We start from the raw sequence: 19,450 nt of genomic DNA on the forward strand, positions 1-19,450 counted from the left end.
CATGAGCCTGAGTCCCGCACGGCAGCACCGCCTGCGCGTTCAGGCTGAACAGGCCGCCCGTCAGGGCGGCAGTGTTCGCCATGCGTCAGGGTATGACCTGATGCTGCTGCAACTGGCTGAAGATCGCCGCCGCCTCAAGGGGGTTCAGTCCACCGTGAAAAAGGCACAAATCAAGGTGGAGCTGTTACCCAAATATACCGCCTGGGCGGATGGCGTACTGGCAGCCGGTGGAGCGCAGCAGGATGACGTGCTGATGTTTCTGATGGTCTGGCGTATTGATGCCGGTGATTTTGCCGGTGGTCTGCAGATTGCGGCCCACGCGCTCAGACATGGCTGGGTGATGCCGCAGGCGCTGGGACGTCGCAACGTGCAGACCGTTATCGCCGAAGAGCTGGCAGACCAGGCAGAGGCCGCGCAGCGCATGAAAGCAGATTTTCCTGCTGACGTGCTGCTGCAGGCGCTTTCACTGACGGATGCACTGGATATGCCGGACCAGTCACGCGCCAGGCTGCATAAAGCCATCGCCGCTGTGATCAGTGAGTCCAGTCCGGCAGCAGCGTTAAACCACTACAACTTTGCGCTGCAGCTCGATCCCCGCTGCGGTGTGAAGAAAGACAAAGAGCGGCTGGAGCGCCAGTTGCGTAACAGCCACTAACGGAACGTGCCCCGCGCACGGGCGGCACGGGATGGCGACAGGCATTACCTTATCAAAATCCCGTTCACCGCCCACCTTTTCAGGAGAAAACCCGCATGAAGTTTGTTGCGCCAGAACAGGCGCCAGAACAGGCGGAGGTCATCAAAAATACCCCATTCTGGCCCGATGTTGATTTGTCGGAGTTTCGAAGCGTGATGCGGACGGATGGCACGGTGACGTCGCCGCGTCTCGGGCAGCTTATCCGGTCCGCAATGTCAGAGGTCAATGCGGAGCTGTACGACTTCCGCAAGCGCCAGCAGGCGCTGGGGTTTCAGACACTGGCAGACGTACCGGCGGAAGAGCTGGACGGCAAAAGCGAGCGCATCCACCACTATCATAACGCTGTGTTTTGCTGGGCGCGTGCGCAGGTGAATGAGCGTTATCAGGACTACGACGCCACGGCGTCCGGCGTCAAACGGGGTGATGAGCTGGCGGAAGCCAGCGGCGATCTGTGGCGTGATGCCCGTTGGGCAATCAGCCGGGTGCAGGATGCACCCCACTGTACGGTGGAGCTGATCTAATGAAAGTGCGTGCGTACCAGGGCGACACGGTGGATGCGCTTTGCTGGCGTCATTACGGACGCACACAGGGCGTCACAGAGCAGGTACTGCAGGCAAATCCGGGGCTGGCTGAGCATGGCCCTTTTTTACCTCACGGGCTGCAGGTGGAGCTGCCGGATATTGCCACCGCTACCACGGTGCAGACCGTCCAGTTATGGGACTGAATTATGACGCTTGAACGGATCAGCGCCTTTATTACGTACTGCATCGCGGTGCTGCTGGCGTGGTTGGGGGATTTATCGCTTAAAGACGCCTCTACGGTGGGCGGTGTGCTGATTGGTCTGCTGATGATGGCGATCAACTGGTACTACAAACACAAAACCTATCAGCTGCTACGCGGCGGGAAGATAACCCAGGGGGAATATGAGTCCTTCAATCGTTAAGCGCTGCCTGGTTGGTGCAGTGCTGGCCATCGCTGCCACACTGCCCAATTTCCAGCAGCTTCACACCTCTGTGGACGGGCTGAAACTGATTGCCGATTACGAGGGTTGCCGCCTGCAGCCGTACCAGTGTGACGCTGGCGTGTGGACCGATGGCATCGGTAACACATCCGGTGTGGTGCCGGGAAAGACCATCACAGAGCGGCAGGCGGCGGGGAACTTCATCACCAACGTATTGCGGGTGGAGAAGGCTCTGGCCCGCTGTGTTCTGGTGGATGTGCCGCAGTATGTCTATGACGCGCTGGTGTCGCTGGCGTTCAACGTGGGCACAGGCAATGCATGTGGTTCAACCATGGTGAAGTTTATCAATCAGAAGCGCTGGCGTGATGCCTGCTATCAGCTGCCGCGCTGGGTGTATGTCAAAGGCATATTTAATCAGGGGCTGGATAACCGCCGCGGGCGGGAGCTGGCCTGGTGCTTAAAAGGAGCATAACGAAATGAAGAAGAAATTTATCAGTGGGTTGCTTTCTGTGCTGTACGCGGCGTTGATGATTTTAAGTCTCTTTGTCCCAAACGGCATGGCCTCAGCGCTGGTCACCGCATTGACCTGGGTCGCCTGTTTGCTGGTCTGGGTGGCGGTGCTGTTTTGCCTGGCTGGGTGGTATGCGGGTGGCATTCATCGGGAAGAGGCAACGCAGGCGCTGACCCGCTTTTTCAGTACGCCAGGAAACCAGGTGATCAGATGGGCCAGGCGTTCGCTGCTTGTGATTTTTCTCGCCTTTACGGGCCACGTTATCACCCTGGCATTTTATCTGCTGACGCTGGTCGCGCTTAAGGTCCTGCGTGCGCAGGTTGTTGATGCGCAGCCGGTGACGGTATGACGCACGCGCTGGCGGTTATTCTGGCGCTCGTACTCGCGGCGCTGGGCTGGCAGTCATGGCGACTGAATGAGGCCAGTCACACCATCGATCAGCAAGGCAGGGCCCTGAAAACGGCGGGCGACAAACTGGCAAAAACGAACAGCCAGCTCATCGCCCTGTCCATCCTGTCAGAAACCAACAACCGGGAACAGGCGCGGCTTTACGCGGCGGCAGAAAGTACAAACGCGCTGCTGCGGGGTCGCCAGCGCCGGATTGAGGAGCTAAAACGTGAAAACGAGGATTTGCGCCGCTGGGCTGGTACTCCTTTGCCTCCTGATATTATCAGGATGCGCGAACGTCCGGCCCTCGCCGGAGGTGCAGCTTACCGTGAATGGTTGTCCCAGGGTGACGCAATGCCGCCTGGAAAAGTCAGCGGCCAGCACTAACGGCGATTTACTGGCGGCACTGGATGAGGCAGAGGCGGCCTGGTCAATCTGTGCTGACAAGGTGGACGCGATAATTTCCTGCCAGGAGCGAAACAGTGAACAAACCTCAGTCCTTACGCCTCGCCCTGAATAAAGCCGTGGCATATGTTCGGGACAACCCGGACAAGCTTCATTTATTCGTGGATAACGGATCGGTGGTGGCGACCGGCGCAGCGTCGTTGTCCTGGGAGTATCGCTATACCCTTAACGTGGTGGTCGTGGATTTCAGCGGCGATCAGGGATTACTGATGGCTCCCGTGCTGGCCTGGCTGATGGAGAATCAGCCCGATGCAATCCATAACCCGGAACTGCGTGAAAAGCTGTTTACGTTTGAGGTCGATATCTTGCGCAATGATATCTGCGATATCAGCCTGAACCTGCAGCTGACAGAGCGCGTGATCGTCAGTGCTGAGGGTGACGTGTCCAGCGTTGAAGCTGTGCCGGAACCGGACGAACCGGACGAAATGTGGGCGGTGCGCCGTGGCTGAGCTACAGGAAGTTGACGCCTGGTTAGATGCGCTGCTGGCGGGGCTGGAGCCTGCCGCACGTAAGCGAATGATGCGGGAGCTGGCGCAGCAGTTGCGCCGCAGCCAGCAGAAAAATATCAGGATGCAGCGTAACCCGGACGGTACGGCATACGAACCACGGCGGGTAACGGCACGCACGAAAACTGGCCGCATACGTCGGCAAATGTTTGCCAGACTCCGCACCGCAAAATACCTGAAAGCTGTTGCCACCCCGGACTCTGCTAGTGTCGAATTTGAGGGCAGGGTGCAGCGTATTGCCCGCGTTCATCATTACGGTCTGCGTGACCGTGTCAGCCGCAGGGGGCCGGAGGTGAAGTATTCAGAGCGCCAGTTACTCGGCATCAATGACGAAGTGGAGGACATCACACGCGATACCTTACTCTACTGGTTAATAAGGTGAATTTAAATGACTAGTTAGAAGTAGGTTATATGTTTAATTATCACTTTTTAAGTTTTCTTGATAAATAAAATAAACCTGCAATACAAATTATTAACAGTGTGACTGATATTGAATTGTGCACACTCCATTTTTCTGGATCTATTACTGATAACATTAATAAAATGACAGAGGCAATGCCAAGCATTATTGGTTCTACTGCTTCATCGGGGCCTTTGGTTATTAACATAAAAGCAAGTTGGAATCCACAGGAAACAGCTAAAGCTTTTGCTACATAACTAAGTGTCTTTATCTCTTTTATATGTGTTAAAAACTTATGATCTGATAAAAAATTAGGGTGTAAGGTGTCGATTATTTCAACACCACCTTTTACAAGTAGGAAAATAGTCAAGGCTGCAAAAATCAATCTCTGACAAAAAAACTGTATTCTATTGGCTGATATTTCTGCTGGGTTTAGAGACTCATCAGAAGTATTAGTGGTTGGATCGTCAGATTTATATTTAAAAATATTTTTGATATCTATTATGAATTGACTTTTTCGGAATATAAATATTGCAAGAACTAAGATTATTGCTGTAAGGGCGAGTGGATTCATGGAAGTTACATTGTGTGATTAACCATACATAAACATTAGATTACATCATAAAATTTTTGATGACATTATTTTTTTATGAACGCACAACTAACCGAAATCATGCGCCTTATCACCAATCTGATCCGCACCGGCATTGTGACCGAAGTGGACCGGGACGGCTGGCTGTGCCGGGTGAAAACAGGCGACCTCGAAACCAACTGGATTAACTGGCTGACCTACCGCGCCGGTAAATCCCGCACCTGGTGGTGTCCGTCGCCGGGGGAGCAGGTGGTGCTGTTCAGCCTGGGCGGCAATCTGGAAACAGCGTTTGCGCTTCCGGCCATCTACTCCGACGCATGCCCGCCGCCGTCCGACTCTGAAAGCGCGGACGTGACCACATACGAGGATGGCGGCTGGTTCGAATACGACCCGGCCACCGGGCGTTGGATTATCCGGGGCGTTAAAGCCGTGCTTATCGAATCCTCGCAGCTTGTTTCCTGCAAAACAGAGGAGTTTGTGCTCGAGGCTGACACGACCCGTATTAACAGCAACGTGATCCTGAATGGCGACGTCACCCACGGCGGCGGAGCGATGACGTCAAACGGCATTGTGGCCGATAAGCATAAACACCCTGGCGACAGCGGCGGAACAACGGGAGATCCAATTTGACGCTCTATATCGGGATGAATCGCGATACCGGCCAGGCCATTACGGAAACGAACCACCTGCGCCAGTCCGTGCGGGATATTTTGCTGACGCCGCAGGGTAGCCGCCTTGCCCGTCGGGAATATGGTTCCCTGCTGTCCGTGTTGATTGACCAGCCGCAAAACCCGGCGCTGCGCCTGCAGATCATGTCTGCGGTGTACGTCGCGTTGCAGCGCTGGGAGCCACGGCTGCAGCTCGACACCATCACGATTAACAGCAGCAGCATGGATGGCGCAATGGTGATTGAGCTGGCAGGCCAGCGTAATGACGGCGTGCCCGTGTCCCTTTCCGTATCGACAGGAGCAGACAATGGCCGTTATTGACCTTTCCCAGCTGCCGCCGCCGCAAATTGTGGATATGCCGGATTTTGAAACCCTGCTGTCTGAGCGCAAGGCTGAATTTGTCGCGTTATTTCAGGCAGACGAACAGGAGGCCGTGGCCCGCACCTTAACGCTTGAATCTGAGCCGGTGGTGAAAATGCTGCAGGAAAATGTGTACCGGGAGCTGCTGCTGCGCCAGCGGATTAACGAGGCGGCGAAAGCCGTGATGGTGGCCTATTCCGGCGGGGATGACCTGGACAATTTAGGCGCGAATAACAACGTACAGCGACGGGTGATTACGGCTGCGGACGACACCACAACGCCGCCCACGGAGGTGGTAATGGAATCTGACGCGGATTATCGCCAGCGCATTCCGGCGGCCTTTGAGGGGATGAGCGTTGCCGGGCCAGTCGGAGCCTATGAATATCACGCGCTTAGCTCGGATGGTCGGGTGGCGGATGCATCGGCGTTCAGCCCGTCACCGGCGGAAGTCGTGGTGACGATTCTGGCCAGCGACGGTGATGGCACTGCGCCTGATGACTTACTGCAGGTGGTCGGTGCGGCCCTGAATGATGAAGCCGTGCGCCCTGTGGCGGATCGGGTGAGCGTCCGCTCTGCTGAGATTGTCCGCTATGAAATCGACGCGGTTCTGTATGTCTATCCCGGTCCGGCAAAGGAACCCATTCTGGCGGCGGCGAAAGCACAGGGCGCGGCATACATCAACGAGCAGCGTCGCCTGGGGCGTGATGTGCGACTGTCCGCGATTTATGCCGCTCTGCATGTTCAGGGCGTCCAGCGCGTTGAGCTGATGAAGCCCCTGGCGGACATGGTGTTAGATAAAACGCAGGCGTCCTATTGCACCGATTTTAAAGCAGAAATTGGTGGCTCTGATGAGTAGCAGCCTGTTACCGCCGGGATCGTCCGCACTGGAGCGAAGGCTGGCACAGGCATGTTCTGGCATCAGCGATTTAAACGTGCCTCTGCGTGACCTGTGGAACCCGTGGAAATGCCCGGCAAAGTTTCTGCCCTATCTGGCCTGGGCATTTTCTGTAGACAGCTGGGATGAGAACTGGAGTGAAGCGGAAAAGCGCAGCGTTATCGGTGAGGCGTTCTGGTTGCATCAGCGAAAAGGTACCGTTGCAGCCCTCCGTCGCGTGATTGAAAAAATGGGTTACTCCCTGTCAATAACGGAATGGTGGGATGTGGCAGACCCGGCGGGCACATTCAGGCTTGAAACGGATGTGAATGATATCGGTATTACATCCCGAATGCTGGATGAGCTGACCCGGCTGATAAATGAAACAAAGCCCGTCAGCCGTCATATGGCGCAATTCAATATATCCGCGAAAGTGACGGGAACGATATTTATAGGGGCAACATTATCCAGCGGAGAAATCATCACCGTTTATCCTGATGGTTATATGCCGGATGAAAATGTTTTGTATAACGGCGTGATTTTTCACGATGGGAATTATAGCTACAGGTAATGACTATGACCAGAATGACAGAGTCTCCATCGTGGGAAGACGAGATTGACATTATCGGCAGGACTGAGCGTGTTACCGGCGGGCAGGATGGCGTTGCTAACCGCCCGCTGAAATTACTGGCGAATCGAACCCGTTTTCTGAAAGAAAAATATGATGAAAACGCGGAGGATATTTCCGGGAAAGTTGAAGCGATAAAAACCTTTATTGCCGGTGCCGTTCTGACGTCACCGCGAGATGAAATATTATCAGGAAATTATCGTCTGGTCTGGACCGGGGCATTTCCCAAAACGGTACCGCCGAACTCATCCCCGGTCAGCACAGGAGGGATTGGGGTGGGCCGCTGGGCTTACACTTCCGATGCCGCCATTCGTCAGGAGATGGCCTCCGGCGATGAGGGGTTGGGGGCTGATATGCTTCAGACTTCTGTTGGTGTTTCTGTCGGTGAGGCGATGCGAGCGCCTGCTGTGATTACCGGGCGGGTTAACATTAGAAATGCATGCTGGAATGCACCGCAGGAAGGGGCTGAAGATGATGAGGCTGCTGATGCTAATACTGCCGCAATAAACAGGATGATTCAGGCAGAAGGAAAGCATGTCGAGCTTGACAGCCTGCGCAGGAAAATTAACGCTCCGCTGTGTTATGCCGGGAGAATTAACATTCATGGTGCCGGGCGTGGCAATCCGTCGTTAGTCTGGGTCGGTGGGGACGCGCCCGCTATTGCCAGGGCGAATTACACCGATAAGGACGCAAAAGGATTCCCGAATGTTCGTTTGCGGGACCTGCATATTATTGATATGGCACCCTCTCGCGTCAGCCACTATACCGTCGATTTATCTAACGGTAACAGCAGCGGATTAGACGGCTGCTGGATTGACTGTCCGGGACGTAAGGATGCTTCCGGTAACATGATTGTGACGGCTGACCGCTACGGAGTCCTTCTGGGACTGGCGAGAAATACCACGCTAAAAGGCGAGGATGGTTTTGTTGCCCACATGAAGGGGTCCCGTATTACCAACGGTACCCTGATGATTAACGGGACTGATTATAATATTTCTGATTGCGAATTATGGGGCGCATACCGGGAGCGGGCTGTTGAACTCAGTGCCGGGGGAACGATTGGCGATGGCACCCAGATTGTCCCGGGGCGGGAAGCCGGGATTTTTCTGTTTAATGATAATAAATATGACATTGATACCATGAAACTCATCGGTGTCTATTTTGATGGCTCGACCAATGCCGACCTTTTTACGGGGTGGGGAATTAAGTCAGCAGAAGGTATCGGTCTGGTCAGTGCGGAAATTGTTGCCTGCGATTTCTGGCATATCAATCAGGGCGGGATTTATGTGTCAAAATTGTATTCATCCACCATTGAATCCAATTTCCGCGACTGTGACTCCGATGATACCGGTGAAGACGATATTTATTGCGATGATGTGTATAACACGAAAATAAATAACCGGCATTTCAGGGGGCTGGCACCGAAAAAAGGAGACGCCAGCCGTGTTAATCTCGGCAGGCCGTTAAAAATCACCGCAAAGCCCGGGTATCCGATAAGTTCGATTGGCGGGTCGTCCGGATTCTCTGCTTCCTATGCACGAAGCAGTATTTCTAATCCGACATTTGTCCGCCAGTTGGGTGGCTCCTTTGCCACCTCGTTTCCGTATGGCTCTTTACCGGATGCCGCATCGCGTTATGGTGAGTTTATCGTTGTCGGGGGAAAACCCTACTCATCTGACGGGGCACGCTGGCGTGATATGTCCGGGGATTTAACGGCGCTGGAGACTGCAACCGATTTGCACGCGCTGACCGTCAGTGCGGGCTATTACACATCAGACATTACCCGGCACAGTAATATTCCGTCTGGTGTTACCGGTGCTGCTGAAATTTATATTGGCTACATTTCAGCAGGGTATCGGGTGATTACCGTTTCGCCCATAAAAACATCGGGTGGGATATATAAGCAACGTCTGGACGATTCCAGGTGGGGTGAGTGGGTAAAAACATCAGGATAACTGAGGTGAATATATGGGTTTTACAATATCAAAGACAGTCAGTAAATGTGGATATTATCCGTCACTGGGTATTCAGGAGCCATCAAGGGAAGTGACGGTAGATATCACCTATGAGGTGTCGGGAATTAATTCTCTTTACGGGCAACTCGGCATTGCAACATACCGGGTCTCCACGGCGGACAGTGCGGTTTCCGGGGAAATACAGTTCGAATTTGAATGGTCGGGTTCAGGCGACCCGTTAAAAGAAGCCGAACAATGGCTTGAGGCCAGTATTCGCTGAGCGCTGAAGATTTCATGAGGCGCCAGATAATGACACCCGATGCACAGAAGAGGACAGGATGAGCGCAAAGTTTATCGCCCTGATGACCCGTAAGGGGAGCGAGAAAATAGCCAGCTCCGTTATTTCCGGAGAGCGGGTTGTTTTCTCTCAGATGTCAGTCGGGGACGGCTTCGGCACTCCCCTTGCCACGGACGAAAATCAGGTGGCACTCATCAATGAGCGGTTCCGCACTCAGCTGAACAGCCTGAAAATCGTTGATGAAAGCAAAAATATTATCTCGGCGGAAATGATAATCCCCCCTGAAATCGGCGGTTTTACTATCCGTGAGGCCGCGTTATTTGATGACGAAGGGGACTGCATGGCTGTTGCCAGCGTCCCGGAAACCTACAAACCCTTACTGGAGGAGGGTTCCGGGCGTTTTACCGTGCTGAGAATATGGCTGGCAGTCAGTAGTACCGAGACACTGGATTTAATTGTCGATCCCGGTGTGGTGGTGGCAACGGTTGAGGACGTGATAACTGTCGGCAACGAAGCAAAGGATTACACCGATAATCAGTTAAGTGAACACGCCCGTTCCCGCAGTCATCCCGACGCCACCCTGAATGAAAAGGGGTTCACCCGTCTGAGTAATGCGCTGGACAGCGATGACCAGACGCGAGCTGCGACACCGGCGGCGATAAAGGCGGCCATTGCCTCCGCCATCCGGTCTGCGTGGGATCTGGAAAACCCGGTCGGGACGGTGCGGTTTTACGCACAGAACGTCAATCCGAATGAAAACTACCCGTGGTCGACATGGGTTTACACCGGAGAGAATAAAGCGATCCGCATCGGCAAAGCGGACGGCTCCAACGTAGGCACCACCGGCGGCAATGACACTGTTACGCTCCAGAAGACCAACCTGCCCGCCGTGCAGATTGACGTCAGCGGCGAAACCAGTGAATTGCCCGAGGCGAAGTTGACCACAAAACCCGCCGGTAAACATAAGCACGGCGGCGTGCCGAGTCGGGATAATCCGTGGGAGATTGGCGGTGATATCAGCCAGCGTTTTAACCCGGCAAACCTGGGTGAAACAGACGAGGCCGGAGAACATGATCACGAAGTTGTGCAGCCGCCGCACAAACACTCGACAAGCGGCAAAACCGACAACCTCGGCGAGGGTAAATCGTTCAGCGTGGTAGAAGCCCACACACTGCTGATGTGCTGGAGCCGCGTTGCCTGAATCGCCAGTCAAATCACTGACCCAATAAGCCCCGTAACGGGGCTTTTTTTCTGCCTGCGGTTGTATCAACCACGGTACAACGGCCATCAACGGCTTGCGGTGAATGATTTCCCTACCATGGGTGAACCCCTAATCAGGAGATTCATTCATGGCGCAAGACTATCACCATGGTGTGCGTGTTGTTGAAGTTAACGACGGCACCCGCTCTATCACGACGGTGAGCACGGCGATTGTGGGCATGGTATGCACCGGCGATGATGCCGATGCCTCCATGTTCCCGCTCAATAAGCCGGTTCTGCTTACCGATGTACTGACCGCCAGCGGCAAAGCGGGCGAGTCCGGCACGCTGGCCCGCTCACTGGACGCCATTGCAGACCAGGCAAAACCCGTCACCGTAGTGGTGCGTGTTGCCCAGGGCGACACCGAAGCGGAAACCACCTCCAATATTATCGGCGGCGTAACCGCTGACGGTAAGAAAACGGGCATCAAAGCGCTGCTTTCGGCGCAGTCGCAGCTGGGCGTGAAGCCGCGCATTCTGGGCGTGCCGGGCCATGACACGCAGGCTGTTTCCACTGAGCTGTTAAGCGTGGCGCAGAGCCTGCGCGGTTTTGCTTATCTGTCTGCCTACGGTTGTAAAACCGTGGAAGAAGCGATTGCCTACCGCGAAAATTTCAGTCAGCGAGAAGGGATGTTGATCTGGCCTGATTTCATCAACTTTGACACGGTGCTGCAGGCGGATGCGACTGCTTACGCCACTGCCCGCGCGCTGGGTCTGCGTGCAAAAATCGACGAGCAGACCGGCTGGCACAAAACCCTTTCTAACGTGGGCGTCAACGGCGTAACCGGCTTGTCTGCGGATGTGTTCTGGGACCTGCAGGACCCGGCAACCGATGCCGGGCTGCTGAACCAGAACGACGTCACCACCTTGATCCGCAAGGATGGTTTCCGCTTCTGGGGTTCCCGCTGCCTCAGCGATGATCCGCTCTTCCAGTTTGAAAACTACACCCGCACCGCGCAGGTACTGGCTGACACTATGGCAGAAGGCCATATGTGGGCGGTGGACATGCCGCTTAACCCGTCGCTGGCCCGCGACATTATCGAGGGCATCCGCGCCAAAATGCGCAGCCTGGTGAATCAGGGCTACCTCATCGGCGGTGATTGCTGGATTGATGACAGCGTTAACGACAAAGACACCCTGAAGGCCGGGAAGCTCTGGATTGATTACGACTACACGCCAGTGCCGCCGCTGGAAAACCTGATGCTGCGCCAGCGCATCACTGACCGTTACCTGGTGGATTTCACCACCCGCGTAAGCGCATAAGGGGGACTCATGGCCTTACCACGCAAGTTAAAACACCTGAACATTTTTAACGCCGGTAACAACTGGATGGGGATTGCTGAATCCGTCACCCTGCCGAAATTTTCCCGCAAGCTTGAGAACTATCGCGGCGGTGGTATGCCCGGTTCCGTCGGTATCGATCTGGGGCTGGATGATGGGGCACTGGATACGGAAATGACCATCGGCGGTACTGAGGCGCTGCTGTTTAAACAGATGGGTAAAGCCACGGTTGACGGGGTGCAGATGCGCTTCACCGGCTCTATCCAGCGTGATGACACCGGCGAGGTGCAGGCCGTTGAGCTGGTTGTACGCGGACGCCACAAAGAGGTGGATTCCGGCGAGTGGAAAACCGGCGAGAGCAACACCACCAAAGTCAGCAGCGTTAACAGTTACGCGAAGCTGACCATTAACGGCGAAGTGCTCTATGAGGTCGATGTGATCAACATGATTGAAATCGTTGACGGTGTTGACCTGATGGAAGCGCACCGTAACGCCATCGGTCTTTAATGCAGCACTGGCGCGGACCACCGCGCCAGCCACCCCAAAACAGGAAAAAAACATGAGCGAGAAAACAGTAACTCTGGATACCCCAATCAAGCGCGGCGACACCACCATTACGGAAATTGTGCTGCGTAAACCGCCGTCCGGCGCACTGCGCGGTACGCGCCTTCAGGCGGTGATGGAAATGGATGTGGCCTCTATGATGACCGTGATCCCCCGCATCTCCACGCCAGCGCTGACCCCGCAGGAAATGGCGGACCTTGACCCGGCAGACCTTTCTGCGATGTCGATCGAGGTTGTCCTTTTTTTGTTGCCGAAGTCGGCGCTTGCCAGTTTGCCGACGACCTGACGGTAGAAGACCTGGTGGCGGATATCGCCACGATCTTTCACTGGCCGCCGTCCGTCACTGACGTTATGTCGCTTACAGAAGTGCTGGAGTGGCGGCACAGAGCGATAATGCGAAGCGGGGCCAGCGATGAGTGATAAAAACCTGCGCCTGCAGGTGGTTCTGAATGCGGTTGATAAACTCACCCGCCCTTTAAAAATGGCGCAGGCTGGCTCTAAGGAGCTGGCCTCCGCCGTCCGGCAGACCCGCGAACAGCTTAAACGGCTGAATGATGCGGGGGGCCAGTTAAAATCATTCGATCAGCTGTCACAGAGCCTGAGCCGGACCAGTACCGAACTGGACCAGGCGCGGCTGCGTGCGCAGATGATGACCCGTGAAATGTCAGCCCTCGAATCCCCGACAAAAAAGCAGACGGCGGCGCTTGAAACGCAATGGCGGGCCGTGTCACGTCTGGAGCAAAAGCAGCAGCAGGAAACGCGACAGATGGCGGCAGCCAGGGCGGAGCTGTACCGCCTTGGCATCTCTGCGGGCGGCGGTGCCCGTGAAACGGCACGCATTACCCGCGAAACGGATCGCTATAACAAACAGCTGGCAGAGCAGGAAAGGCGCTTGCGGGATGTGGGCGAGCGCCAGCGCAAGCTGAATGCGATCAGGGCCAAAGCTGACAAGATGCGTGACGTGCGTAACAGCCTGGCGGGGAACGGTGCCGGGATGATGGCGGCCGGGGTGACAACGGGCGCAACTCTGCTGGCGCCTATTCGCGCCTACTCGGAATCAGAGAACGCGGCTAACCAGCTGGCAGGCTCTATGATGGGGCCGGGCGGAAAGGTTGTGCCGGAGTTTGAGAAGCTAAACAAGCTGGCGATCGCCCTGGGGGACAGGCTGCCCGGCACCACGGCAGACTTTCAAAACATGATGACCATGTTACGCCGCCAGGGTATGTCTGCGCAGGTCATCCTGGGCGGGCTGGGTGAGTCGGCGGCGTATCTCGGCGTGCAGCTGCAAATGGCACCGACGGATGCCGCCGAGTTCGCTGCGAAACTGCAGGACGCCACGCAGACCACCGAAAAAGACATGATGAGCCTGATGGACGTGATCCAGCGGGGTTATTACGCGGGCGTTGACCCTGGCAATATGCTGCAGGGATTTTCAAAAATCAGCGCCGCGATGGACATTATCAAGCTCCAAGGCCTGGACGCTGCAAAAACCTTCGCGCCGCTGCTGGTCATGGCTGATCAGGCGTCGATGGCAGGGGAGTCTGCTGGTAATGCCTACCGAAAGATTTTTCAGGCCACACTGAACAATAAAAAGATTGATAAAGCAAATGATGTACTTGCAGGGACAGGTATAAAGCTGAGTTTTCAGAACAGTAAAGGCCAGTTTGCAGGGCTGGAAAACCTTTATAAGCAACTGGATAAGCTGAATAAAATTACCGACGATGGGAAAAAGCAGGCTGTCAAAGCAACCCTTTTTGGTGATGACGCGGAAACCCTGCAGGCACTGAACATCATGATCACAAAAGGGATAGCGGGCTATCGTGAAACCGCCGCCAAACTGGAGAACCAGGCGACCCTGCGTGAGCGTGTAGAGGCGTCGCTTAATACCCTGGGGAATAAATGGGAAGCTGCTGGCGGCTCGTTTACTAACGCCATGGCGAGTATCGGTGAAACCGTCGCGCCGGTACTGAAAAATATTGCTGACTGGTTAGGCGATCTGGCGTCAGCTCTCGACGGGCTTGTTAAGCGTCATCCGCAATTGACAGCCGCACTTTTCAAGATTGCGGCCGTATTTGCCATCGTTGCTACTGCTGCGGGTGTGTTGTCGCTGGCGCTGGCGTCCATCCTGGGACCGATGGCAATTGTACGGGTAAGCGCCGGGGTTTTGGGCCTTAAATTTACCTCTGCGTTTGCCCTTATCACGAAAGTGATTAGCGGTGCGGGCCAGGCGATCCTGTGGCTGGGTAGATTTATGATGGCTAACCCCATACTGGCAATAATTGGCCTCATTGCGATGGGGGCCATTTACATCTGGCAGAACTGGGAAACGCTGGGGCCGAAGTTTAAAGCTCTGTGGGATGCCATCTCATCCGGCGTATCAGGGGCATGGGCTGTGATTAAGCAGACTATCAGCAATAAATGGGATGAAATTCTGAATGATGTTGCCGCGCTGCCCGCGAAGTTTAAAGAAGTGGGCGGGGCAATCATTGACGGCATCCTGAGCGGTATCAATGAGAAATGGGAGACGCTCAAGAGCAAGCTGGCATCGGTAAAAAGCTACCTGCCGGACTGGATGACCGGCGGCGACAAATCACCTGGCGCCACCCAGCAAAAAGGCGCCGGAGGATTCTTTGCGGGGATGTATGACAGTGGCGGTTATATTCCGCGCGGGCAAGTGGGCATCGCGGGAGAAAATGGCCCGGAACTGATTAACGGTCCGGCCTATGTGACCAGCCGCCGGAGGACCGCAGCGCTGGCGTCCGTTGTCGCCGGAATGATGGGGGGAGCAATGCCTGCAGAGGCTGCACCGCTTCATCCAATGAGCCTGCCGGCAGCATCATACCGCCCAGCAGCAGAGAAACCGGCAGGTACGCAGCCGGTATTCCAGTTTGAAACCCAGGCACAAATTATTATCCAGGCGCAACCAGGGCAGAGTCCGCAGGATATTGCGCGGGAGGTCGCGCGACAACTCGATGAGCGCGAGCGCCGCATGAGGGCTAAGGCCCGCAGCAGTTTCAGCGATCAAGGGGGGTACGATTCATGATGATGGTTCTGGGCTTGTTTGTGTTCCAGCTGCGCACGGTGCCCTATCAGCAACTGCAGTATCAGCGGAACTGGCGGCATGTGACCAACAACCGCGTTAATCGCCGTCCGACAACGCAGTTTCTGGGGCCAGATAACGATCAGCTGACGCTCTCCGGCGTCCTCATGCCGGAAGTTACTGGCGGCAGGTTGTCGCTGCTGGCGCTGGAGCTGATGGCGGAGCAGGGCAAGGCCTGGCCTCTGATCGAGGGCGGCGGGACCATCTACGGTATGTATGTGATTGAAAGTCTGAGCCAGACGAAAATGGAATTTTTCGCCAGCGGTGAAGCGAGAAAAATAGAGTTTTCGCTGGGACTTAAACGGGTGGATGAGTCGCTGTCTGAAATGTTCGGCAGCCTGAACGACCAGCTTAGCAGTCTGCAGGACTCCGCTGCGTCAGCGGTAGGGAATATCAGAAACACGGTGGGAGGATTACTGCAGTGAGTGAGATGACTGATTTACTCAATCAAGGCAGTAAGACACCGGCCTTTCGCATCGTGATCGAAGGCAAAGACGCAACGCAGACCCTGGATAAACGTCTGCTGGGTATGACGCTGACCGACAACCGCGGATTTGAGGCTGACCAGCTCGATCTGGAGCTGGACGACGCCGACGGCCTGGTGATTATGCCGCGTCGTGGCGCGGTGATTTCTCTGGCGCTGGGATGGAAGGGCGAGCCGCTGTTTTCAAAAGGGAAATTTACCGTTGATGAAATAGAGCATAGCGGCAGCCCGGACAGGCTGATAATCCGTGCCCGTAGCGCGGATTTCAGGGAGACGCTAAATGTCAGGCGTGAAAAGTCATGGCACAAAACGACGGTGGGCGAGGTGGTGAAGGAAATTGCCACGCGGCACAGCCTGAAGGTTGCCATCGGCAAAGATGTTGCTGCGCAGGCACTGGACCACCTTGATCAGACCAACGAAAGCGATGCGAGTTTTTTGATGAAGCTGGCGCGGCAGTACGGTGCGATTGCCTCGGTGAAGGACAGTAATCTGCTGTTTATCCGGCAGGGGCAGGGAAAAACGGCAAGTGGTAAAGCGCTGCCGGTCATCACTATTACCCGTAAGGACGGTGACAGCCACCGGTTCAGCCTGGCTGACAGGGGAGCGTATACCGGGGTGATTGCTCACTGGCTGCATACGCGGGAACCGGCAAAGAAAGAAACGGCTAAGGTGAAGCGCCGCCGGAGGACGACAAAACCCAAAGAGCCGGAGGCAAAGCAGGGGGATTACCTGATCGGGACGGATGAGAACGTGCTGGTTCTGAACCGAACCTATGCGAACCGCAGTAATGCAGAGCGGGCTGCAAAAATGAACTGGGAGCGGCTGCAGCGCGGTGTGGCGTCATTTTCTCTTCAGCTGGCAGAAGGACGCGCGGATCTCTATACGGAAATGCCCGTTAAGGTCAGCGGCTTTAAACAACCCATTGATGATGCGGAATGGACCATCACAACGTTAACGCACACGGTCAGTGCGGATAGCGGATTTACGACCAGCATCGAACTGGAAGTGAAAATTGATGATCTAGTAATGGATTGAGGTTTTCAAAAAAGAACTTAAAGTTCACAAAATGAAATAATGTTGTATCATTATTGCGATTTCAGGAAAAATGGTGGGGACGTAAAAATGATGATTTGCCCATTGTGTGGAAGTGCAGCCCATACTCGCAGCAGTTTCCAGGTCTCTTCAATGACCAAAGAACGTTACAACCAGTGCCAGAATATCAACTGCAGCCATACGTTCGTAACGCATGAGACTTTTGTGCGCTCAATCTCTACACCTAAAGAGGCCCATCATGTGCAGCCTCACCCTACAAATTCAGGTCAGGCAGCACTGTCTCTTTGAGGCTGCCGCCACTTTGTCGCCATGGCTTAAAAAGAGGGTTTTTAACTATATGATTTTAAATGTCTTAAAATTCAGGCAACAAAAAACCCATCAACCTTGAACCGAAGTGGCGGGGTTGATGGGCTCCACAAAATGGGGACATCAAAGAAAAGCAGTGGCATTACTTATGACTGATGCCCTGAGAAAAAGTTCTGCCTGTGGCGGCTTTTTTCGCAAAAAATTTATTGTAGCCCCGGCCAGATGATCACGATGAGCGTCCCGGCGAGGGTGAGCAGCACGTTGGCGATGGCGTAGGTGCCCGCATAGCCGAGCGCCGGAATGTTGCTGCGCGCGGTATCGCTAATGATCTCCATCGCCGGGGCGCAGGTGCGCGCCCCCATCATGGCGCCGAACAGCATCGCCCGGTTCATGCGCAGCACATAGGCGCCAAACAGGAAGCAGATCACCACCGGCACCAGGCTGACGATAAGCCCTGCCGCCAGCATCTGGCCGCCGACGGCGCCCAGCCCGTTATTGATCCCGGCCCCGGCGCTGAGCCCGACCCCGGCCATAAACACCATCAGGCCAAACTCTTTCACCATGTTCAGCGCCCCCTGCGGGATATAGCCGAAGGTTGGGTGGTTGGCGCGCAGGAAGCCAAGCATGATGCCGGCGAACAGCAGGCCGGCGGCGTTGCCGATGCCGAAGCTGAAGGAGCTGAACTGGAAGGTGATCATGCCGATCATCAGGCCGACGATAAAGAAGGCGCAGAAGGCCAGCAGGTCGGTCACCTGGCTGTGAATGGAGATAAAGCCGATGCGATCGGCTACGGTCTTCACGCGGCGGGCGTCGCCGCTGACCTGCAGCACGTCGCCTTTGTTCAGCACCACGTTGTCGTCGATAGGCATCTCGATCTGGCTGCGAATAACCCGGTTCAGGAAGCAGCCGTGGTCGGTGAGCTTGAGCTGCGCCAGGCGGCGGCCGACGGCGTTGTGATTCTTAACCACAATCTCTTCGGTGACGATGCGCATGTCGAGCAGATCGCGGTCGAACACCTCTTTACCGTTGCGGAAGCTCGGGTCGAGGCGAGCGTGCGCGTCCGGGTAGCCCACCAGCGCAATATCGTCGCCCATCTGCAGCACCGCGTCGCCGTCCGGGTTGGCCAGAATGCCGTTGCGGCGGATGCGTTCGATATAGCAGCCGGTCTGGCGATAAATGCCCAGCTCGCGCAGATTTTTGCCATCCGCCCACGCCACCAGTTCCGGGCCGACGCGATAGGCGCGGATCACCGGCAGGTAAACTTTACGTTTGGAATCGGTATCGAGGCCGCGCTCGCGGGCGATTTGCTGGGCGCTGGTCTGCAGATCCTGATGCTGCAGCTTGGGCATATAGCGGGCGCCGACGATGAGGCTCACCAGACCAACCAGGTAGGTCAGGGCATAGCCGAGGCTCAGATGGTCAAGCGACTGCGCCAGCTGATCGCTGGGCAGGCCGAAATGGCGCAGAGTGTCCCCCGCGCCCACCAGCACCGGGGTGGAGGTCATCGCCCCCGCCAGCATACCGGCGGTGAGCCCGATATCCCAGCCGAACACTTTACCCAACACCATGGCGATCAGCATCGCGCTGCCGACCATCACCAGCGCCAGCATCAGATAGTTTTTCCCGTCACGGAAAAAAATCGAAAAAAAGTTAGGACCGGCTTCCACGCCGACGCAAAAAATAAACAGCATAAAGCCGAGATTAAGGGCATCGGTGTTAATCGCGAAATGCTGCTGACCTAATAATAGAGAAACGACTAAAACGCCAATGGAATTACCAAGTTGTACTGAGCCGAGACGCAGTTTTCCCAGGCATAGTCCTAATGCAAGTACAACGAATAATAACAGGATGTAATTCCCGTTTAACAAATCTGCGACGTTTATATTCACGAAAGCCAACTTCTCGTTTACTAGTAAGTTGTTGAAGGAAATGGTTATTTGGTCTAAGGTTGCTCAGGCGTTCGCGTTGTCGCGAACCTATTCTGGCACCCTGTTATAACCAGCAAAAATATACCCGCTAGTTTAATCCTTCCTGGATGCGGCGGCTAGTGACAATCGTTTTCAGGCTGGCAGGGGAGTTATTGGCATGGATTGCCGAAATGCTT

Annotated in this window: 27 protein-coding genes; 25 read left to right on the forward strand and 2 right to left on the reverse strand. The window is 55.3% G+C overall.

The window, feature by feature from the left end:
• The first annotated feature begins 1 nt into the window (after position 1).
• The 10 genes from gpM (at position 2) to ACQUTP_RS11570 (ending at position 3,906) form a co-directional block, all read left to right on the forward strand.
• Positions 2-655 carry a phage terminase small subunit gene (gene gpM, locus ACQUTP_RS11525; protein WP_032700482.1) on the forward strand — a complete coding sequence of 218 codons (654 nt, stop codon included), beginning with the start codon at positions 2-4 and terminating at the stop codon, positions 653-655.
• A gap of 95 nt (positions 656-750) precedes the next feature.
• Entirely contained in the window at positions 751-1,215 is a 465-nt protein-coding gene (locus ACQUTP_RS11530; RefSeq protein WP_049106755.1) for a head completion/stabilization protein, read from the forward strand.
• Positions 1,215-1,418: a tail protein X gene (locus ACQUTP_RS11535; RefSeq protein ID WP_064169155.1), complete on the forward strand. Its 204-nt coding sequence runs from the start codon at positions 1,215-1,217 to the stop codon at positions 1,416-1,418. Before ACQUTP_RS11530 ends, ACQUTP_RS11535 begins: the two co-directional genes overlap by 1 nt.
• Positions 1,419-1,421: 3 nt before the next feature.
• A complete protein-coding gene (locus ACQUTP_RS11540; RefSeq protein WP_032700479.1) occupies positions 1,422-1,637 on the forward strand; it encodes an HP1 family phage holin in 216 nt (71 codons plus the stop codon).
• A complete protein-coding gene (locus tag ACQUTP_RS11545; RefSeq protein WP_428902380.1) occupies positions 1,618-2,127 on the forward strand; it encodes a lysozyme in 510 nt (169 codons plus the stop codon). The genes ACQUTP_RS11540 and ACQUTP_RS11545 overlap by 20 nt, the downstream gene beginning before the upstream one ends.
• Before the next feature lie 4 nt (positions 2,128-2,131).
• Entirely contained in the window at positions 2,132-2,515 is a 384-nt protein-coding gene (locus ACQUTP_RS11550) for a DNZ54_00345 family protein (protein WP_135697554.1), read from the forward strand.
• Positions 2,512-2,940, forward strand: coding sequence for an Rz-like lysis system protein LysB (gene lysB / locus ACQUTP_RS11555; RefSeq protein ID WP_135697555.1), 429 nt, complete (start codon positions 2,512-2,514; stop codon positions 2,938-2,940). The genes ACQUTP_RS11550 and lysB overlap by 4 nt, the downstream gene beginning before the upstream one ends.
• A complete protein-coding gene (lysC, locus tag ACQUTP_RS11560) occupies positions 2,828-3,073 on the forward strand; it encodes an Rz1-like lysis system protein LysC (protein ID WP_256657029.1) in 246 nt (81 codons plus the stop codon). The genes lysB and lysC overlap by 113 nt, the downstream gene beginning before the upstream one ends.
• The gene (locus ACQUTP_RS11565; RefSeq protein ID WP_428902379.1) at positions 3,036-3,467 is read left to right on the forward strand and encodes a phage tail protein; all 432 of its coding nucleotides are present in this window, start codon (positions 3,036-3,038) and stop codon (positions 3,465-3,467) included. Before lysC ends, ACQUTP_RS11565 begins: the two co-directional genes overlap by 38 nt.
• Positions 3,460-3,906 (forward strand): phage virion morphogenesis protein, encoded by a 447-nt coding sequence (locus ACQUTP_RS11570; RefSeq protein WP_428902378.1) that lies wholly within the window; start codon positions 3,460-3,462, stop codon positions 3,904-3,906. Before ACQUTP_RS11565 ends, ACQUTP_RS11570 begins: the two co-directional genes overlap by 8 nt.
• A gap of 40 nt (positions 3,907-3,946) precedes the next feature.
• Here ACQUTP_RS11570 and ACQUTP_RS11575 read toward each other — a convergent pair whose 3' ends face one another.
• Positions 3,947-4,498 carry a hypothetical protein gene (locus ACQUTP_RS11575; protein ID WP_142764333.1) on the reverse strand — a complete coding sequence of 184 codons (552 nt, stop codon included), beginning with the start codon at positions 4,496-4,498 and terminating at the stop codon, positions 3,947-3,949.
• Between the two features lie 75 nt (positions 4,499-4,573).
• Here ACQUTP_RS11575 and ACQUTP_RS11580 point away from each other — a divergent pair, with 75 nt between their 5' ends.
• From ACQUTP_RS11580 to ACQUTP_RS11650, 15 genes are all read left to right on the forward strand, one after another.
• Positions 4,574-5,146, forward strand: coding sequence for a phage baseplate assembly protein V (locus tag ACQUTP_RS11580; RefSeq protein ID WP_335303723.1), 573 nt, complete (start codon positions 4,574-4,576; stop codon positions 5,144-5,146).
• Positions 5,143-5,505 (forward strand): GPW/gp25 family protein, encoded by a 363-nt coding sequence (locus ACQUTP_RS11585; protein WP_428902377.1) that lies wholly within the window; start codon positions 5,143-5,145, stop codon positions 5,503-5,505. Before ACQUTP_RS11580 ends, ACQUTP_RS11585 begins: the two co-directional genes overlap by 4 nt.
• Positions 5,492-6,400, forward strand: coding sequence for a baseplate J/gp47 family protein (locus ACQUTP_RS11590; protein ID WP_428902376.1), 909 nt, complete (start codon positions 5,492-5,494; stop codon positions 6,398-6,400). The genes ACQUTP_RS11585 and ACQUTP_RS11590 overlap by 14 nt, the downstream gene beginning before the upstream one ends.
• Complete coding sequence (locus ACQUTP_RS11595; protein ID WP_265241157.1) at positions 6,393-6,989, forward strand: phage tail protein I; 597 nt, start codon at positions 6,393-6,395, stop codon at positions 6,987-6,989. The genes ACQUTP_RS11590 and ACQUTP_RS11595 overlap by 8 nt, the downstream gene beginning before the upstream one ends.
• A 5-nt stretch (positions 6,990-6,994) precedes the next feature.
• Entirely contained in the window at positions 6,995-9,001 is a 2,007-nt protein-coding gene (locus tag ACQUTP_RS11600) for a hypothetical protein (protein ID WP_428902375.1), read from the forward strand.
• A gap of 13 nt (positions 9,002-9,014) precedes the next feature.
• Positions 9,015-9,281, forward strand: a complete 267-nt coding sequence (locus tag ACQUTP_RS11605; protein ID WP_428902374.1) for a hypothetical protein — start codon at positions 9,015-9,017, stop codon at positions 9,279-9,281.
• Between the two features lie 58 nt (positions 9,282-9,339).
• Positions 9,340-10,500, forward strand: coding sequence for a phage tail protein (locus ACQUTP_RS11610; protein ID WP_428902373.1), 1,161 nt, complete (start codon positions 9,340-9,342; stop codon positions 10,498-10,500).
• A gap of 148 nt (positions 10,501-10,648) precedes the next feature.
• On the forward strand, positions 10,649-11,821 hold the full coding sequence (locus tag ACQUTP_RS11615; protein ID WP_428902372.1) for a phage tail sheath protein: 1,173 nt from the start codon (positions 10,649-10,651) through the stop codon (positions 11,819-11,821).
• Between the two features lie 9 nt (positions 11,822-11,830).
• Positions 11,831-12,346, forward strand: coding sequence for a phage major tail tube protein (locus ACQUTP_RS11620; RefSeq protein ID WP_141490227.1), 516 nt, complete (start codon positions 11,831-11,833; stop codon positions 12,344-12,346).
• Positions 12,347-12,398: 52 nt separating this feature from the next.
• A complete protein-coding gene (locus tag ACQUTP_RS11625; protein WP_141490228.1) occupies positions 12,399-12,689 on the forward strand; it encodes a phage tail assembly protein in 291 nt (96 codons plus the stop codon).
• 14 nt (positions 12,690-12,703) lie between these two features.
• Positions 12,704-12,823, forward strand: coding sequence for a GpE family phage tail protein (locus ACQUTP_RS11630; RefSeq protein ID WP_054828977.1), 120 nt, complete (start codon positions 12,704-12,706; stop codon positions 12,821-12,823).
• The gene (locus tag ACQUTP_RS11635; protein ID WP_428902371.1) at positions 12,816-15,446 is read left to right on the forward strand and encodes a phage tail tape measure protein; all 2,631 of its coding nucleotides are present in this window, start codon (positions 12,816-12,818) and stop codon (positions 15,444-15,446) included. Before ACQUTP_RS11630 ends, ACQUTP_RS11635 begins: the two co-directional genes overlap by 8 nt.
• On the forward strand, positions 15,443-15,928 hold the full coding sequence (locus ACQUTP_RS11640; RefSeq protein WP_141490230.1) for a phage tail protein: 486 nt from the start codon (positions 15,443-15,445) through the stop codon (positions 15,926-15,928). The genes ACQUTP_RS11635 and ACQUTP_RS11640 overlap by 4 nt, the downstream gene beginning before the upstream one ends.
• Positions 15,929-15,933: 5 nt before the next feature.
• Complete coding sequence (locus tag ACQUTP_RS11645) at positions 15,934-17,022, forward strand: phage late control D family protein (RefSeq protein ID WP_410293332.1); 1,089 nt, start codon at positions 15,934-15,936, stop codon at positions 17,020-17,022.
• 87 nt (positions 17,023-17,109) lie between these two features.
• Positions 17,110-17,328, forward strand: coding sequence for an ogr/Delta-like zinc finger family protein (locus tag ACQUTP_RS11650; protein ID WP_032431668.1), 219 nt, complete (start codon positions 17,110-17,112; stop codon positions 17,326-17,328).
• Between the two features lie 221 nt (positions 17,329-17,549).
• On the opposite strand, the gene ACQUTP_RS11655 is transcribed toward ACQUTP_RS11650, so the two are convergent.
• Positions 17,550-19,235 (reverse strand): aspartate:alanine antiporter, encoded by a 1,686-nt coding sequence (locus ACQUTP_RS11655; RefSeq protein WP_004179131.1) that lies wholly within the window; start codon positions 19,233-19,235, stop codon positions 17,550-17,552.
• Positions 19,236-19,450 lie beyond the last annotated feature (215 nt).

Origin of the sequence: Klebsiella sp. 2-CIP_Kleb. (genome assembly GCF_050378715.1) — a bacterium.
GTDB lineage: Bacteria > Pseudomonadota > Gammaproteobacteria > Enterobacterales > Enterobacteriaceae > Klebsiella > Klebsiella quasipneumoniae.

Excerpts from the sequence above, each read along its gene's own strand:
- gpM (WP_032700482.1), top strand. The coding sequence starts at position 2 with ATGAGCCTGAGTCCCGCACGGCAGCACCGCCTGCGCGTTCAGGCTGAA.
- ACQUTP_RS11530 (WP_049106755.1), top strand. The coding sequence starts at position 751 with ATGAAGTTTGTTGCGCCAGAACAGGCGCCAGAACAGGCGGAGGTCATC.
- ACQUTP_RS11535 (WP_064169155.1), top strand. The coding sequence starts at position 1,215 with ATGAAAGTGCGTGCGTACCAGGGCGACACGGTGGATGCGCTTTGCTGG.
- ACQUTP_RS11540 (WP_032700479.1), top strand. The coding sequence starts at position 1,422 with ATGACGCTTGAACGGATCAGCGCCTTTATTACGTACTGCATCGCGGTG.
- ACQUTP_RS11545 (WP_428902380.1), top strand. The coding sequence starts at position 1,618 with ATGAGTCCTTCAATCGTTAAGCGCTGCCTGGTTGGTGCAGTGCTGGCC.
- ACQUTP_RS11550 (WP_135697554.1), top strand. The coding sequence starts at position 2,132 with ATGAAGAAGAAATTTATCAGTGGGTTGCTTTCTGTGCTGTACGCGGCG.
- lysB (WP_135697555.1), top strand. The coding sequence starts at position 2,512 with ATGACGCACGCGCTGGCGGTTATTCTGGCGCTCGTACTCGCGGCGCTG.
- ACQUTP_RS11575 (WP_142764333.1), bottom strand. The coding sequence starts at position 4,498 with ATGAATCCACTCGCCCTTACAGCAATAATCTTAGTTCTTGCAATATTT.
- ACQUTP_RS11580 (WP_335303723.1), top strand. The coding sequence starts at position 4,574 with ATGAACGCACAACTAACCGAAATCATGCGCCTTATCACCAATCTGATC.
- ACQUTP_RS11590 (WP_428902376.1), top strand. The coding sequence starts at position 5,492 with ATGGCCGTTATTGACCTTTCCCAGCTGCCGCCGCCGCAAATTGTGGAT.
- ACQUTP_RS11595 (WP_265241157.1), top strand. The coding sequence starts at position 6,393 with ATGAGTAGCAGCCTGTTACCGCCGGGATCGTCCGCACTGGAGCGAAGG.
- ACQUTP_RS11600 (WP_428902375.1), top strand. The coding sequence starts at position 6,995 with ATGACCAGAATGACAGAGTCTCCATCGTGGGAAGACGAGATTGACATT.
- ACQUTP_RS11605 (WP_428902374.1), top strand. The coding sequence starts at position 9,015 with ATGGGTTTTACAATATCAAAGACAGTCAGTAAATGTGGATATTATCCG.
- ACQUTP_RS11610 (WP_428902373.1), top strand. The coding sequence starts at position 9,340 with ATGAGCGCAAAGTTTATCGCCCTGATGACCCGTAAGGGGAGCGAGAAA.
- ACQUTP_RS11615 (WP_428902372.1), top strand. The coding sequence starts at position 10,649 with ATGGCGCAAGACTATCACCATGGTGTGCGTGTTGTTGAAGTTAACGAC.
- ACQUTP_RS11620 (WP_141490227.1), top strand. The coding sequence starts at position 11,831 with ATGGCCTTACCACGCAAGTTAAAACACCTGAACATTTTTAACGCCGGT.
- ACQUTP_RS11625 (WP_141490228.1), top strand. The coding sequence starts at position 12,399 with ATGAGCGAGAAAACAGTAACTCTGGATACCCCAATCAAGCGCGGCGAC.
- ACQUTP_RS11635 (WP_428902371.1), top strand. The coding sequence starts at position 12,816 with ATGAGTGATAAAAACCTGCGCCTGCAGGTGGTTCTGAATGCGGTTGAT.
- ACQUTP_RS11640 (WP_141490230.1), top strand. The coding sequence starts at position 15,443 with ATGATGATGGTTCTGGGCTTGTTTGTGTTCCAGCTGCGCACGGTGCCC.
- ACQUTP_RS11645 (WP_410293332.1), top strand. The coding sequence starts at position 15,934 with ATGACTGATTTACTCAATCAAGGCAGTAAGACACCGGCCTTTCGCATC.
- ACQUTP_RS11650 (WP_032431668.1), top strand. The coding sequence starts at position 17,110 with ATGATGATTTGCCCATTGTGTGGAAGTGCAGCCCATACTCGCAGCAGT.